This window comes from Vibrio sp. OY15 (genome assembly GCF_000742455.1).
Lineage (GTDB): Bacteria > Pseudomonadota > Gammaproteobacteria > Enterobacterales > Vibrionaceae > Vibrio > Vibrio alginolyticus.
This window is the reverse complement of record NZ_JPIL01000009.1, coordinates 481,933-497,244: the sequence shown is the minus strand read 5'-3', so window position 1 is coordinate 497,244 and position 15,312 is coordinate 481,933. Positions and strand designations below refer to the sequence as shown.

Genomic DNA, 15,312 nt, shown 5'->3' with positions numbered 1-15,312 from the left:
TTCATCGAGAAAGATTTGAACTAACGCAAACTTTAAGTAAATAAATTGTTAATAAAAATTATTCTCAAACGCTTACATATTTGGATAGTTAGGACCACCACCACCTTCTGGCGGAGTCCAGGTAATATTTTGACTTGGATCTTTGATGTCGCACGTCTTACAGTGGATACAGTTGGCCGCATTTATTTGCAGCTCTGGCTGCTGCTCCCCCTGTACGATTTCATACACGCCAGCCGGACAATAGCGCTGTGCTGGCTCTGCATATAATTCAAGGTTCTGCTCAATAGGGATCCGCTGGTTCTCCAGTCGTAAGTGGCATGGTTGATCTTCCTCATGGAAGATATTGGATAGATAAACGGAAGAGAGGCGATCGAAACTTAACACGCCATCAGGCTTCGGATAGACAATTTCATTGCTGTTTTCCGCCAATAACAGAGACTGATGATCAGGCTTATCACAGCGGATATGCCACTTAGCTTTACCTTTTAACACGTTATGTTCCAGCAGCGCTAAACCACCGCCCAGCCACGATCCAAAGCGGTGGATTCCACTTGAGAAGTTACGTGCTTGATAAAGCTCTTCATACAGCCAAGACTGTTTGAAATGCTTTTGATAATCAGCAGTAACTGACTGACTCTCAAGGGCTTCACATACTGCTTCAGCGGCAAGCATTCCAGATTTTATTGCGGTGTGTGTGCCTTTGATTTTAGCGCCGTTAAGTGTTCCTGCATCACAGCCAATTAACAAGCCACCAGCAAACTGCTGCGTGGGAAGCGAATGAAAGCCGCCCTTGGTAATCGCTCTCGCGCCATAGCTAATACGCTTCCCATTTTTGAGGTATTGCTCAATCAACGGGTGGTGTTTAAAACGTTGAAACTCATCAAATGGACTCAAGTGCGGATTCTTATAATTCAAGTCAACAATCAACCCGACGGCAACTTGGTTTCCCTCTAAATGGTAGAGATAACTGCCACCTGTAGCTTCATTTGATAACGGCCAACCTAATCCGTGCACTACTAAACCTTGCTGATGCTGCTCTGATGGGATTTCCCACAGCTCTTTAAAACCGATAGCGTAGTGTTGAGGCGTTTTCTCTTCAGCAAGATTAAATCGGTTAATCAACTGCTTACCAATATGCCCCCGTGCGCCTTCAGCAAATAAAGTAAACTTCGCTCGCAGTTCAATACCAGGTTCGAAATTTTCTTTTTGTTCACCATTTTTATCTAATCCCATATCGCCCGTGATCACGCCACAAACACGACTATCTTCATCGATGATCGCTTGACTGGCGGTAAAACCTGGGTAGACCTCCACCCCCAAGTTCTCAGCCTGCAACGCCATCCATCGGCATAGACTGCCCAAACTTATGATGTAATTACCTTTGTTATGTAACGTATTAGGCACCGCCCAAGAAGGCAGTTCATGACCATTGATGTCATTGCCTAGATAGTAGGTTTTATCTTGGTTTACTTTGGTATTGAGCGGAGCGCCTTTCTCTTCCCAGTCGGGAAAAAGCTCATCCAAACTCCGCGTTTCAAACACCGCACCCGATAAAATATGCGCTCCAACTTCAGAACCTTTTTCTACCACGCAAACAGAGAGGTCTTGTTTTTTTTCTGCTGCTAATTGTTTGATTCGGCATGCCGCAGACAAACCTGCGGGACCAGCGCCTACAATCAGAACATCAAATTCCATGCAGTCTCTTTCCATGATTGCATTCCTTTTTCTTTGCATGTTGCCAACTTGTTAATCAACAATATATTTAAAGTTGACGCAAACGTAAAGGTAAATTAACATCATTTTAAAGACGTCATCACATCGTCTTCACTGTAAACACATAGTCTTCACTGTAAAAGGAATCTAACGTGAAAATACTAGTGCCAATCAAAAGGGTCATTGATCCCTACGTTAAAGTTCGCGTGAAAGCGGACCATAGCGATGTTGAAACCAATAACGTCAAGATGACGATTAATCCATTTTGCGAAATAGCCGTTGAAGAAGCCGTACGACTAAAGGAGCAAGGTATTGCAGATGAAGTCATCGTTGTCAGTGCCGGCGGTAGCCAATGTCAGGAGCAACTACGTACCGCGCTTGCATTAGGTGCTGATCGCGCTATTCATGTCGATACTGAAGACAAAATAGAGCCATTAGTTGTCGCTAAGCTGCTTAAAGCTCTGGTTGAGCAAGAACAAGCACAGATTGTGATTACGGGTAAACAATCCATTGATACTGACAACAACCAAGTGGCTCAGATGCTGGCCGCCCTACTTGACTGGCCTCAAGCAACTTTCGCTTCCGACGTGAAGATTGAAGATCAAAAAGTTCAGGTCGTGAGAGAAGTGGACGGCGGCTTGATGACGGTCGCGATGAACTTACCTGCGGTGATCAGTACTGACTTACGACTGAATGAACCTCGTTTTGCCTCTTTGCCTAATATCATGAAAGCTAAGCGCAAGCCGTTAGATACAATCACACCTGACAGTCTGGGTGTTGAAGTGGTATTTAGCCAAACCATTCAAGAAGTCACACCTCCAGCGCAAAGAAAAGGTGGCATCAAGGTTGAATCTGTCTCAGAGCTTCTCGATAAGCTGCGTAACGAAGCGAAGGTGATTTCATGAAGAACTTAATCATAGCAGAACATGACAATAACCAATTGCATGCGGACACACTCAAAGTGGTTAATGCAGCAAAACAAGTCAGCCAAGACAATGTTTTGATCGTTGTGGGCCACCAGTGTGAAGAAGTCGCTCAACAAGCTTGTCGCGTTGATGGTATATCAAACGTAATTTGTATCGATGATGAACAACTTAAGCATCAATTTGCCGAGAGCATCGCACCTATTGTAGTGAGTGTTGCTGAAGGTTTTGACGCAATCTGGGCTAGCTCATCATCAAAAGGGAAAGATCTAGCACCGCGAGTAGCAGCGAAGTTCGGCGTTGGGCAAATTTCCGATATTGTCCAAGTTATCGATGAAAACACTTTTATCCGCCCTATTTACGCAGGAAACGCATTTGCCAAAGTGACCACCAGCGACAAGGTTCGCGTCATCACCGTGCGCGCGTCTGCGTTTGAGCCGGTTACTTGTCACAACCAAGCTGATATTAAGCATCAGCAGGTCACTATCTCAGCTCCAATGATTGAATTGGTTTCTGCCGATAAAACCGTGTCAGAACGTCCTGAATTAAGCGCGGCAGAGGTGGTTGTGTCAGGTGGACGCGGGGTCGGTAGCAAAGAGAACTTCGCGTTGATCGAACAAGTGGCCGATAAACTAGGTGCTGCCATTGGCGCTTCTCGCGCGGCGGTTGATGCCGGGTTTGTTGCCAACGACTTACAAGTGGGTCAAACCGGTAAAATCGTTGCACCTAAGCTTTATATAGCGGTTGGGATTTCCGGTGCCATCCAGCATCTTGCAGGAATGAAGGAATCCAAAGTGATTGTCGCGATCAACAAAGATCCAGAATCTCCTATCTTTGAAGTTGCCGACTATGGATTGGTTGGTGATTTATTTGAGGTACTACCTCAGCTTGCCGAACAACTTTAAACGATCAGATAAGGGGCGAACACTGCTATGTTCGCCCCTTTATTTTGTTTTTTGGTCATATTCAAAAGAATTGAAATTAGAGGGACCTATGCCAAATTCTGCACCTATTTGGTCACCATCTGCTGAGCGCGTCAGCAATAGCAACTTATTACGGTTCATCGAAAAGGTTAATAAAGACAAAGCCGAAGGTACCGTAATCAACAATTACACGTCTCTACACCAGTGGTCCATTGAGCACAATGATGAATTTTGGCGACATACTTGGCAGTTTTGCAACGTAATCGGAGATATGGGTTCGCAAATCAAGAGCCTTGGCAGTCCCAAATGGACACAAACAGGTTCTAATCATCACCATGTAAATAGAGACACAGTATGGTTTGCTGACGCCACGCTGAACTACGTAGAGAACCTCCTATCTCAGGCTGAACAATCACCAGAGCGCGAGTTTATTGTTTTTAGCAATGAAAGCGGTGAACACCGACAACTCACCGGTAAACAGTTGCTTGAACAAGTTTCCGCCATTCAACAATGGCTACTCAATTGTGGTGTCGGTAAAGGCGATGTCGTTGCGGGTTATTTGCCCTACCTTCCTGAAACCGTTATTGCCATGCTGGCCACCACCAGTCTTGGTGCCATTTGGACTTCAACCTCTCCTGATTTTGGTATCGATAGCGTCGTAGAGCGTTTTGGTCAGGTCAAGCCGAAAGTTCTTTTTTGCTGTGATGGCTACCAGTTCGGAGGCAAAGCTTTCGATATGACGGACAAGAACACCACTCTTAGTAGTAAGTTAAGCAGTGCCTCCGAAGAGACTACTATTAGCGTATGCCAAATCGAATATTTACAAAACGCTGAGAGTGCTAGCACTTCTGAGTTTGTTTCTTGGTCCGATATTACTCACCACTTTTCTCCACAATCAATTCAATATCAACCAACGCTGTTTAATGACCCGTTATTCATTTTGTATTCTTCTGGTACAACAGGTCAACCTAAGTGTATTGTCCATTCCGCAGGCGGTACCTTGCTCAATCACCTCAAAGAACATCAACTGCATTGCGACATCAAATCGCAAGACAAGGTTTTCTACTACACAACATGTGGTTGGATGATGTGGAACTGGCATGTTTCCGCTCTTGCGAGTGGAGCAACCTTAGTGATTTACGACGGTAGTCCGGTTTATCCTGATCACTCCGTCTTATGGCGATTAGCAGAAGAACATAACGTGTCGCTGTTTGGTACTTCAGCGAAATACTTAGAGGCACTGGAGCATGCGAACTGCTCTCCAAAACTAGAACATAACTTGAAGTCACTCAAAACTCTGTGCTCAACTGGTTCGGTGCTTTACCCAGAACAATTTAATTATGTCTATCAGCACATCAAACAGGACTTGCATCTCGCTTCTATTGCTGGCGGCACAGATATTTGCGGATGCTTTGTACTTGGAAACCCAATCTCACCAGTTTACAAAGGTGAATGCCAAGGCGCAGGGCTGGGAATCGACGCACGTGTTCTAGAGGATGATGGACATACTATTACGCAAAAACGTGGCGAACTGACTTGTAATAACTCACTACCTAACTTCCCTATTGGTTTCTGGAACGACAACGGCGAACGTTATCACAACGCTTATTGGAGCAAGTTTACCGATATCTGGCACCATGGCGACGATGTGATGCAAACCGAACATGGCGGCTTTATTTTTTATGGCCGTAGTGACGCAACCTTAAATCCAGGCGGCGTACGAATCGGTACCGCTGAAATCTATCAACAAGTGAACGCGTTACCCGAGGTTGAAGACTCCATCGCTGTCGGCAAGTTAAACCAGCAGTCTGAAGAAATCTGGTTACTAGTAAAACTCGCTCACAACGTCGAGTTAACCCAACAACTCACCGATTCAATTAGCCAAACATTGAAAACAAAATGTTCACCGCGCCATGTCCCACGACAAATTTTTGCTATCAGTGATATTCCTAAAACGCGCTCAGGCAAATTGGTTGAGTTAGCAGTGAAACAATTGGTAAACGGACAAGCTGTAAAAAACATTGGTGCTATTGCTAACCCAGAAGTGCTGGAAGAAATTAAAACGCTTTTCAACATAGAAAGTGGCGCCACTGTCACTTAGAGGCTCAACAAGTCTTCCCACAATACAGACGGGTATAACCTAACTATAATATTTTAGCTCGCTCGATAACTCCTCCCCACTTTCGTGGAAACTGCGCGAAATATGCTTCATGTACACAAAAAAGGTGAGATAATTCTATCTCACCTTTGAGCCATATGAGCTGGAGCATTAGTTTGGGGGTTAAGCTTTTATCAGTTGGCTCATATCTTCGCGAACTTGTGGCACCGTTAAACCAACGATGATTTGAAGGCTCTCTTGATTTCTAACAATATTCACCGCTCCGTGCTGTGTGAAAAATGCGTTCTCCTTTACCAGAGAGACATCTTTAACTTTAACACGCAGACGCGTCGCGCAATTAGTTAACAATTCAATGTTTTCTTTTCCACCCAAACCTTCAATAAAGGCACTAGCTTGTGACGGACTTGCGCTACTGTTATGGACCGCTTTCGCTTCTTTGTAGTCAGCTTTTGAATATAACTTACTATCTGCACCTTCACGTCCCGGAGTAAGTATGTTGTATTTTAAAATAAGCGCGCGAAACGTAACAAAGTAAACACCAGTAAACATGAGACCAATAATAATCTGAATCACGTATGTTCCCGCATGGTTACCAGCCAAAGGCAACCAGTTTTGGAAAATGAAGTCTATCAAGCCAGTCTGAAAGTTACCGGAAACACCAAACATAAAGGCGATCGTTGCCATTGTCGCAGATAACAACGCATGCAAAGCAAACAGCGCAGGTGCGATAAATAAGAATGTAAACTCTATTGGTTCGGTGATCCCTGTAAGAATTGCTGTGATTGCGGCTCCGAGCACTAACCCCATCACCATCTTTTTGTTTTCTTTTTTCGCAACTGAATAGAGTGCTAGTGCGATACCCGTACAACCAAACACTTTACCCATTCCCGTCAACATCAAACCACCCTGAGGAAATTGTGTCGTTAAACTTTCCGAGCTCTGGGCGAATGTCTGTATATTTTGAATCCAATAGGCAACCGTTCCGCCATCGACTGCAACTGGCCCATAAAAAACGGGACCATATACGAAATGATGCAACCCCGTTGGTATCATGATTCGCTCTAAAAACGTAAATAGCCATACCCCTAACGATCCAGCAGAAACCAAGAATGATTGCAGATTATTAATACCATGCTGAATACTTGGCCAAGTCAAACAAGTTAGAATTGCCATCACGACCATAATTGGGAAACTAATGATCACAACCAATGGCGTTCCGCCAAATACAGCTGCCCAATCCGGTAGCTTTTTATCAAAGAATCGGTTGTGAACCCAAACAGAGAGACTTGCAATTAAAATGGCACCTAGCAAGTTGGTATCAAGCGTTAGAATGCCACCAACTTCAGTCAAACCTCGCTCACCTTCCGTATAGTTAACGCCCAGTTCTGGTCCCCAAAATTGAAGGATTCCACCAATAACGTAGTTAAACGTAATGTAGGAAACGAGTGTTGCAAGTACAGCGCGACCAGATGCTTTTTTAGCTAAAGCGATAGGTAACCCAACGGCAAAAATAAGTGCCATATTTTTAAATACAGCGAGAGATGCCTGTAAAATGATCGTCGAGACTTTAACCCAAGCACTCCCCTCTAGTGCCCAAGGAAACACTTCTTGATTTAACAGCACAACAGAGAAACCCAATAACATGCCCGCTGCTGGAAATAATAGAACGGGAACAAACATCGCGGCTCCGAACCTTTGAATAATGTCTTTCATATAAACCTCTTGTTTCATTCACGGAGCCTACAAGTAGGCCCCGAACGTCCAGTTGTTATTGAAAAAATTGAGGAAGGTAGGCTTTATTTTCTTCTAGTAATTGTTTTGTTATTTCTTTAGCTTTTGGCACATTAACCACGGTACGGTTAAGTGTGAGTGCATTAATCAGCTTTTGCTGACTTCCTTCGTACCAAGCATCCACGACTAATTTCTCGTAACCAAGTTGGCTCTCAATCATGGCTTTTTGGAAGGTTGGGATTTTTCCTACAGTAAAAGCTTTCGGTCCATCACTAGTTAGCGCAGCTGGAACTTCTACCATGGCGTCATTTTGTAAATTTGTAATAGCACCATTATTCGGTACGATGACGAGATACACATCGCTCAAGTTGTAGGCGAGCGAAGCCGCGACTCTCACCATGTATCGACCATGGATATCGGCATGCAGTGTTTCGTGCTTCGTGGTGCCCGCTTCAATTATTCTTGCGTTCAAATCGAACACTCGTTTCTCACGGCCGTTAATTACCTGCCTTGCGCGAGTATTATTGATATCCTCTTTCGCCACCATTTTTTCAGGGTACAAATAGTATTGAAGATACGTATTCGGCAAAAACTCTGGATTATCAGCAAGCATTGTTCTCATGTTTTTGAATGTGGCTTGCCACGATGGGTCATCCGCTATTTCCGCATCAACCGCACTGATCCCTTCTTTTAGGATGATATTTTTAATTTTATCCGTTAAGTCTTCACCCTGTTTGTTACGAATTTTGGTAAACCAGCCATAGTGATTAAGCCCAAAATATTCAGGAACAAAGTCCCAAATTTCACACCCTAACAATTGCGCATAGCTGACCATAATCGCTGCTGGCATATCACAAATATTTAGAATTCGCTTATCATGCGGAAATTCACGATTTAAAGCTTCAGCGACAATTGCCGCTGGGTTGGTGTAATTAAGAATCCACGCATCTGGACACGTTTGTCGGATCTCGTTCACTAGCTGGATCATATCGCCGATAGAGCGAAGTCCATATGCCATTCCTCCCGCGCCACATGTCTCTTGCCCAACACAAGAGTTGGATAGCGGGATTTGTTCATCGCGCTCGCGCATGGCCAACCCACCAGTGCGGATCTGGATAAAGAAAAAGTCCGAATCTGCGAATGCGACAGATTTATCCGTTGTATAAACAAACTCTTCAACTTCTGGATAGTGTTCTCGCAATAGAATTTCAGTAGCTAATGCATTCGATTCTTGGCGTTTCTCATCTATGTCGTAAAACACGACTTTTGCGAGTGGAAAGTTATCTTTTTCGGCAATAAGGCTGTTCATCATACCAAGTGTGTATGTACTGCCAGCACCAACAATCGTTAATTTTTGACGTTTCATTTCGCTACCTCAAATGTTTATCCTGAAAATGTATAAAATAAGTATTAATACTTTTATGATACATTTAAAGTATAAGCACAAAGATACGAGATAAAAATCACACAAAGATCCTAAGGAAAAGTATTAACTACATCTCAGATCACATTCTTGCTATCATGATCCAAGACTTAGCGAGGTATTATGAAACCCAAATACATAGACATTGCGGAACGATTAGAAAAAAAGATCAAAGATGGGGAACTACAACCTAAATCGATGCTTCCAAAAGAGAGTGATTTGCAAGAAGAGTTTTCCGTAAGCCGCGTAACCATCAGAAAAAGCTTACAAATTCTGGTCGACAATAATTTAATTAGTCGGACAAGAGGTAGTGGAACTTATGTAAACGATCTAAAAGCCCAACATGATGCCTTACATTTGCTGGGTTTTATCGAGGAAGTCAGTAAACAGGGGAAAACGCCTAGCTCTCAAGTCATAAAGTTCGAACTTAAAAAGCCGAATGAGCAGGTTGCTAAGCAGTTAAATCTCTCGCCCAATGATGATACATATGAAATACATAGGCTCAGATATATTAATGATGAGCCTGAAATTTACGAAGTCACTCATATGCCAGCAGTGTTATTTCCAGACTTGAGCATAGCCATAATGAATGGTTCTAAATATGAGTACATTGAAAATAGCAAAGGATTGAAAATTGCGAAAAGCAGTCAGTCTGTCAAACCGTACTTGTTAGATGCAGGGACGGCCTCATACCTGAATGAATCAGAAGCTTCCCCTATTCTAAAAGTTGAGTCCACTGGTTACCTAGAAGATGGTCGTGCATTTGAATATACCGTCAATTACTTCCGACTTCATCAATACAGCTTCGAGTTTATTTCAACTAGGACGTAGTACTATTCGACGCTAATGGTTAATCATTGCGCCAAATCTTATATCCGACCTCTCGCATTGCTCTGCCGAGCAGGTGGGAGGCGACTGGAGCAGTGAGAACGATAAACAACATCGTACCGATAACCCGAGAGATCACGGTAACTTCAGGAAGTGAGAAAGCGACCGCTAATAACAAGCAGCTCACTCCGACAGTTCCAGCTTTGGTCGCTGCATGCATTCGGGTATACAAATCAGGAAGCCTCAGGACACCTAGACTTGCAACCAAGGTCAATAATGTTCCTAAGCATAAAAATAGTCCAATCAACACGTCCATTATTCTTTCTCCTTTCTTTTAACGATCAAACGTGCAAATGCGATCGTGCCCAGAAATGCAACCAAACCTAATGTAATGGCGATATCTAACAGAGCGTCCTCACCGCTGTCTAAGGTGTAAACCGTAATAAATCCGATAGTGATAAATGAAATCAGATCTAACGCCACAACTCGATCAGCTAGCGTTGGTCCTAGAATTAAACGAGCAAAAGCCATAACAAAGCTGAGTAGTAGCCCAGAATAGGCAAAAGTGACCGTTATTTGCAGCCAACTATCCACGCGTCACCTCCAAAATTCGATGCTCTAACCCATCTTTAATTCCGCGAATAACCTCTTCATGTTCAGGTGCAAACATGGCATGAACGATAAGATACTTTTTATCAGCCGTAACATCCAAACTAAGCGTACCCGGTGTTAAAGAAACCATGTTCGCCAGTAATGTGATTTCTAGGTCAGAATCGACCTCCAGAGGGACATAAACGATATCAGGCTGACTCAAATGAGTAGGTGTCACGACGTCCCACACCACTTTCGCAACCGATATAACCATTTCATAAGCGAAGTACACCAATAACTTCAATGCAGATGCAAAACGTTGAAAATAGCTCGTTTTCAATCCAAATGGTTGACTCAACCTTAAAGCAAAAAAACCGACCGTAAATCCGACAACAAAATTCAGACTCGAATAGCTGCCATTAAGCATCATCCACGCTAACGCTAAGAAAAAATTGAGGAATAGATAGATCATGTATTTCCTCCTAACACCACTCTGATGTATTCAGTCGGATTTAACAGTTGTTCTGCAGCTTGAACGGAAAATTGATAAAAAGGCTCCGCCACTAAGCCAATGATTAGCGTCAACGTCGTCAATACAATAATTGGAACGCAGTACAACCAATGTACTTTGGCCTGCAGAGTCTGTTCTGGCTTCTCTCTAAATGGCTTTTTCCAAAATGCCTCACTCCAAATTTTCGTCATCGAGTAGACGGTAAGCAACCCCACCAATAACGCGGTACCTGCTAACCAGTAATATTCAGCCTGTATGCTCGACTTGATGACCAATAGCTTTCCCCAGAAACCCGATAGCGGTGGAAAACCGGCCAGAGAAAACGCAGGGACAAGAAACAAGAACGCCAACCAAGGCATAGCTTTGTATACCCCACCCAAATGTTCAAGTTGACTAGAGCCATATTTGCGCTCGATGAATCCACCTATTAAGAACAAATTCGCTTTTACAATGATGTGATGAACAATGTAGAAAATGGCACCGGCTAAAGCTAAGGGAGTGTAAATAGCCAACCCCATGATCATATAGCCTATTTGGCTAATAATATGAAAAGAAAGAATTTTCTTAATGTCGAATTGGCTAGCCGCTCCTAAAACGCCCGTTAACATGGTTAGCCCTGCGACCCAAATTAACGTCGGTTGCCAGCCACTCTCGGCGAGCGGAAATACTAAGGTGAAGACTCTTATCAACGCGTATACACCGACTTTAGTAAGCAACGCGGCAAACAGTGCCACCACACCGCTTGGCAACGTGTGATAAGAAGCGGGCAACCAAGCAAATAAAGGAAAGAGTGCCGCTTTAATAGAGAAGGCAAACAAAAACAGCGCGGACAGCATCATGTTGATGCTCAATTCATTTCCCCCAACTTTGGTGTAGAGATCGGCCAAGTTCAAGGTGCCCGTTGCGCCATACAATAAACCGATAGCAAGTAAGAATACCAGCGTCGAAATCAGGTTCAACATCACGTACTTTACTGCACCATCAACTTGAGTTTTCGTTGCATCTAACACCATTAAACCAAATGATGAAATGAGCATGACCTCAAACCAAACATACAGATTAAAAATATCTCCAGTCAGGAAAGCGCCATAAACGCCAGCAAGCAACACGTGCATTAGCGCATGGTAATTGCTATAGGAGGGCTTTCGGTGAAGGTCCGCCATCGCGTAGAAAACACATATCGCACCAATCACCGCCGTTATCATCACCATAGCAACGCTGAGGTAATCTGCGACAAACACGATACCAAATGGCGCACTCCACTGACCAAAAGCAACGGCTTGAATACCATTATTTATGATGTTTTCTGTGAGAAAGCCCGCAACGAAAAGGTTCGAAATCGCACTTACACCGCTCAACCACTCAACACTTTTTGTTGAGCGACGGACGAAGAAGATAGTCAACGCCGTACTCAGCGAGAGAACAACCGGTAACGTAAGCAAAATCGAACTCATTGACCCTCCTCAGAACGTTGCATTTCATCGACGTTTGCAGTTCCAGTGTCTTTATAAGCTCGATAGAACAGCATTAAAGCAAAAATAAGTAGTCCAAAACCGATGACTATCGCAGTTAAGATAAGCGCTTGAGGTAAAGGATTTGCCGCGCTATCTGGTGGTAAAAGAGCATTATCGCCAATCAATGGCGGCTCTCCAGGCGTCAGCCTTCCAGCGGTAAAAATAGCAAGGTTAACCGCACTACTGAGTAACATGATGCCGAACAAAAGGCGCAAGATATGCTTTTCAAGCATTAAATAAACACCTGCTGCGACAAATACTCCAACGACAACACTCCAGACTATTTCCATCACTCTAGCTCCTCATTAATACGAAGCAGCATACCCATCACGCCACCTATAACGGCAAGGTAAACACCAACATCAAAAACCAATGGCGTCCCTAGTGGTATCACGTCTTTCCACCACAGTCCGGTCAAAAACGGTTTATCAAACGCAAAGCTCAAAGCACCAGAAACTAAGCTCAATGCGATGCCAGATAACGCAATGAGAAACGGTTTGAAATACAACCTAGAACGAACGTATTTCGGTGATTCCGCGAACATGAGAAGTGATAAACCAATAACGGCAATCAACGCACCAATAAAGCCACCACCCGGTTCGTTATGACCACGTAACAACAGATACACTGAAAATACGAGCATGAGTGCCGAAACGATGTGTGCCGTGGTTGCAAAAATTAATGATTGGATACGATTTTGCTTTTTCGCTCTTGTCTTAAGCAAACTCACTGCCGCAATCCCTGCAATAACAACGACAACAACTTCTCCCAATGTATCAAATGCGCGAAAGTCGACCAGAATAACGTTAACAATGTTTCGCCCATGTCCACCCGGGACACTGTTTTCTGCAAAGAAATCTGACACCGAAGAGTCCATCGGCTGAGACGTGATTCCTAACAAAAGTAAAGTAACCGAAACACCTATCACACCTGCTATGCAAATATTCGCTACTTTACGTTTTATTGAATGCTTGGGCACGGTGGTTAGACGTGGCATATGACGCATTAACAATGCAAGAAAGACCACCATTAATGTTTCCACTAACAGTAAAGTCTTCGCAACGTCCGGGGCGCTATAAATCATAAAAACAAGCGTAGTCATAAAGCCAATCATACCAAGCGCAGAAATCGCAAGAAGTCTTGCGTGGGACAACGTACATACGAGCGCAGCACCAATCAACAATAAGGCAATACCAATCTCATAGAAAGTGACACTTGAAAGTTCGCCAACCAAAGGCAGAGGAATAAGCGCTACCTGACTCAGTAACGCAACGGCAAGTACCGTGAAAAATAATAGGACATAGCGACTCAATTTCTTTTGCTGTAACCGCGCCGTTTGCCACTTCGCCACTGTCATCATGCAATCTAATAGTCGTTCAAAAATATTCTCCGCTTTGGGGACGAATAAATGTAACCGCTGAAAAAATGCAGACACAGTAGGATAAACACGGTACACCACATACCCCAACGCTAGCGTAATAACGCTTAACACTAACGGTACATTCACGCCATGCCATAGTGATGTCTCTTTAAGAGTTGCTGTGGGCAGAATGTCAGCAGAGCCCGGAAAAATAATATTGCGATCTAACCAATTCAAACCGAATAACGGAACTAGGAGGCTGCCAAGTGCCAAGAGCAAAGGCGAGATCCACATGGCTTTTTTTGTCTCAACTGGCTTAGTTTCAATCGGCACGAGATCACGGCGAGCAAAGAATGGTCTCGCAATAAGCATAATGGTTAGCGCGACCATCAGTATATTCACGATTAAAAGTACAAAGGCGATCCAGTTATTGAGCTCTACTGCGGACTTGTACATGTATTCTTTGCTCAAAAAGCCTAACAACGGCGGGAACCCCGCTTTAGACAATGCAGCCAAACTCCCGGCAACCATGCTGATGACGAGAACTGACTTCAGGCCGTACAATTGATCAATATCTCGTGTTCCTGTCGCTTTGTCGATATTACCCACCACCATAAACAGCGCAGCTTTATAGAAAGAGTGAGCGAGAATAAACATCAATACTGCACTAACGGCCAAATCTGTGCCCATACCTAGTAATAATGTTAATTTACCCAAAGCAACATTCGTGCTGTAGGCTAGCATCAGCTTCAAGTCAGTTTGTTTTAATGCGACAAATGTGCACCAAATGGCCGTGATACTCCCAGTGATGACTAAAGCATAAAACCAGATCTCGCTGTGGGCATAAACTGGCGATAAACGTGCTAATAGGTAAATGCCTGCCTTTACCATTGTTGCCGAGTGTAAATACGCACTGACCGGAGTGGGAGCTGCCATCGCGTTAGGTAGCCAAAAATGAAACGGGAATTGCGCAGATTTAGTAAATGCACCGAGTAGTATGAGCACTAGAGATGGGATAAACCATTCATGCTGCGCAATAGTGTCTGCCTGCTCGATGATGGTATTTAGCTCATAACTCCCTGCCATTGCTCCCAGCAAGATAAGACCAGCTAGCAACGCTAGTCCACCAGCACCGGTAACAATCAGCGACTGCAAGGCGTTTTTCCGAGACGTTTTATTTTCGTGATTAAACCCGATCAGTAAGTAAGAAGTGATGGTGGTGAGTTCCCAGAAAACAAATAACAACAGAATGTTATCGCTCATCACAATCCCTAGCATGGCAAGCATGAATAGGGTTAGATACAAATGAAAGGAAAACCGGCTATCACTTTCTCGTAAATAAGCCAAAGCGTAGATTTGAATCAGTGCGCCAATCCCACTGATCAGTCCCGCAAAAAGAAATGAAAGACCATCTAATCTAAAGCTAAGGTTGATATCGAGGCTTGGTATCCATTCCGCATTCCAGCTCACGCCAGCAGGAGTATAGATGTAGAAGAGAAAAGAGAAGATTAAAACTGGCAGCGCAGGGAAAATCAGTAAGACCAACTGATTATCTAGGTTTTTCGGCAGGTTTTCTTTACCCGTTATGTTATTCAACATCGCAGCCCATTCGTTGTTATAAGAAGGTACGCCCTATTCGGCGCAAATGACAAACTCCACTGTATTGTTTTAGCCCA

General features: G+C 43.8%; 13 protein-coding genes. 4 read left to right on the top strand and 9 right to left on the bottom strand.

All coding sequences use genetic code 11. The features are described from left to right. Window positions 1-72 precede the first annotated feature (72 nt). The gene (locus IJ23_RS12645) at window positions 73-1,710 is read right to left on the bottom strand and encodes an electron transfer flavoprotein-ubiquinone oxidoreductase (protein ID WP_033906429.1); all 1,638 of its coding nucleotides are present in this window, start codon (window positions 1,708-1,710) and stop codon (window positions 73-75) included. Between the two features lie 155 nt (window positions 1,711-1,865). On the opposite strand from IJ23_RS12645, the gene IJ23_RS12640 reads away from it, so the two are divergent. From IJ23_RS12640 to IJ23_RS12630, 3 genes are all read left to right on the top strand, one after another. Continuing rightward, complete coding sequence (locus IJ23_RS12640; protein ID WP_033906427.1) at window positions 1,866-2,618, top strand: electron transfer flavoprotein subunit beta/FixA family protein; 753 nt, start codon at window positions 1,866-1,868, stop codon at window positions 2,616-2,618. Then, entirely contained in the window at window positions 2,615-3,541 is a 927-nt protein-coding gene (locus IJ23_RS12635; RefSeq protein ID WP_033906426.1) for an electron transfer flavoprotein subunit alpha/FixB family protein, read from the top strand. The genes IJ23_RS12640 and IJ23_RS12635 overlap by 4 nt, the downstream gene beginning before the upstream one ends. 88 nt (window positions 3,542-3,629) lie before the next feature. Beyond that, window positions 3,630-5,660, top strand: a complete 2,031-nt coding sequence (locus IJ23_RS12630; protein WP_033906425.1) for an acetoacetate--CoA ligase — start codon at window positions 3,630-3,632, stop codon at window positions 5,658-5,660. Between the two features lie 180 nt (window positions 5,661-5,840). Here the strand turns inward: IJ23_RS12630 and IJ23_RS12625 are convergent, their stop codons facing one another. Together IJ23_RS12625 and IJ23_RS12620 are read right to left on the bottom strand one after the other, a co-directional pair. Then, complete coding sequence (locus IJ23_RS12625) at window positions 5,841-7,391, bottom strand: alpha-glucoside-specific PTS transporter subunit IIBC (RefSeq protein ID WP_017633701.1); 1,551 nt, start codon at window positions 7,389-7,391, stop codon at window positions 5,841-5,843. A gap of 55 nt (window positions 7,392-7,446) precedes the next feature. Further along, a complete protein-coding gene (locus IJ23_RS12620; RefSeq protein ID WP_033906424.1) occupies window positions 7,447-8,775 on the bottom strand; it encodes a 6-phospho-alpha-glucosidase in 1,329 nt (442 codons plus the stop codon). Window positions 8,776-8,955: 180 nt separating this feature from the next. On the opposite strand from IJ23_RS12620, the gene IJ23_RS12615 reads away from it, so the two are divergent. Further along, window positions 8,956-9,663 carry a GntR family transcriptional regulator gene (locus tag IJ23_RS12615; protein ID WP_033906423.1) on the top strand — a complete coding sequence of 236 codons (708 nt, stop codon included), beginning with the start codon at window positions 8,956-8,958 and terminating at the stop codon, window positions 9,661-9,663. A 19-nt stretch (window positions 9,664-9,682) separates the two neighbouring features. Here IJ23_RS12615 and mnhG read toward each other — a convergent pair whose 3' ends face one another. Genes mnhG through mbhE form a run of 6 tightly spaced genes read right to left on the bottom strand, consistent with a single transcriptional unit; the run spans window position 9,683 to window position 15,235 of the window. Further along, entirely contained in the window at window positions 9,683-9,976 is a 294-nt protein-coding gene (gene mnhG, locus IJ23_RS12610) for a monovalent cation/H(+) antiporter subunit G (RefSeq protein ID WP_005373314.1), read from the bottom strand. After that, the gene (locus tag IJ23_RS12605; RefSeq protein ID WP_005373317.1) at window positions 9,976-10,254 is read right to left on the bottom strand and encodes a cation:proton antiporter; all 279 of its coding nucleotides are present in this window, start codon (window positions 10,252-10,254) and stop codon (window positions 9,976-9,978) included. The genes mnhG and IJ23_RS12605 overlap by 1 nt, the downstream gene beginning before the upstream one ends. After that, window positions 10,247-10,723: a Na+/H+ antiporter subunit E gene (locus IJ23_RS12600; protein ID WP_005373320.1), complete on the bottom strand. Its 477-nt coding sequence runs from the start codon at window positions 10,721-10,723 to the stop codon at window positions 10,247-10,249. Before IJ23_RS12600 ends, IJ23_RS12605 begins: the two co-directional genes overlap by 8 nt. Then, window positions 10,720-12,216, bottom strand: coding sequence for a proton-conducting transporter transmembrane domain-containing protein (locus IJ23_RS12595; RefSeq protein ID WP_033906422.1), 1,497 nt, complete (start codon window positions 12,214-12,216; stop codon window positions 10,720-10,722). The genes IJ23_RS12600 and IJ23_RS12595 overlap by 4 nt, the downstream gene beginning before the upstream one ends. Next, entirely contained in the window at window positions 12,213-12,566 is a 354-nt protein-coding gene (locus IJ23_RS12590) for a Na+/H+ antiporter subunit C (protein WP_017633704.1), read from the bottom strand. Before IJ23_RS12590 ends, IJ23_RS12595 begins: the two co-directional genes overlap by 4 nt. Beyond that, the gene (mbhE, locus tag IJ23_RS12585; protein WP_152560926.1) at window positions 12,566-15,235 is read right to left on the bottom strand and encodes a hydrogen gas-evolving membrane-bound hydrogenase subunit E; all 2,670 of its coding nucleotides are present in this window, start codon (window positions 15,233-15,235) and stop codon (window positions 12,566-12,568) included. The genes IJ23_RS12590 and mbhE overlap by 1 nt, the downstream gene beginning before the upstream one ends. Between the last annotated feature and the right edge of the window lie 77 nt (window positions 15,236-15,312).

What these genes read in the sequence shown, in the direction of transcription:
- IJ23_RS12645 (WP_033906429.1), bottom strand. Translation starts at nt 1,710, where the DNA reads ATGGAAAGAGACTGCATGGAATTTGATGTTCTGATTGTAGGCGCTGGT.
- IJ23_RS12635 (WP_033906426.1), top strand. Translation starts at nt 2,615, where the DNA reads ATGAAGAACTTAATCATAGCAGAACATGACAATAACCAATTGCATGCG.
- IJ23_RS12630 (WP_033906425.1), top strand. Translation starts at nt 3,630, where the DNA reads ATGCCAAATTCTGCACCTATTTGGTCACCATCTGCTGAGCGCGTCAGC.
- IJ23_RS12625 (WP_017633701.1), bottom strand. Translation starts at nt 7,391, where the DNA reads ATGAAAGACATTATTCAAAGGTTCGGAGCCGCGATGTTTGTTCCCGTT.
- IJ23_RS12620 (WP_033906424.1), bottom strand. Translation starts at nt 8,775, where the DNA reads ATGAAACGTCAAAAATTAACGATTGTTGGTGCTGGCAGTACATACACA.
- IJ23_RS12615 (WP_033906423.1), top strand. Translation starts at nt 8,956, where the DNA reads ATGAAACCCAAATACATAGACATTGCGGAACGATTAGAAAAAAAGATC.
- mnhG (WP_005373314.1), bottom strand. Translation starts at nt 9,976, where the DNA reads ATGGACGTGTTGATTGGACTATTTTTATGCTTAGGAACATTATTGACC.
- IJ23_RS12600 (WP_005373320.1), bottom strand. Translation starts at nt 10,723, where the DNA reads ATGATCTATCTATTCCTCAATTTTTTCTTAGCGTTAGCGTGGATGATG.
- IJ23_RS12595 (WP_033906422.1), bottom strand. Translation starts at nt 12,216, where the DNA reads ATGAGTTCGATTTTGCTTACGTTACCGGTTGTTCTCTCGCTGAGTACG.
- IJ23_RS12590 (WP_017633704.1), bottom strand. Translation starts at nt 12,566, where the DNA reads ATGGAAATAGTCTGGAGTGTTGTCGTTGGAGTATTTGTCGCAGCAGGT.
- mbhE (WP_152560926.1), bottom strand. Translation starts at nt 15,235, where the DNA reads ATGTTGAATAACATAACGGGTAAAGAAAACCTGCCGAAAAACCTAGAT.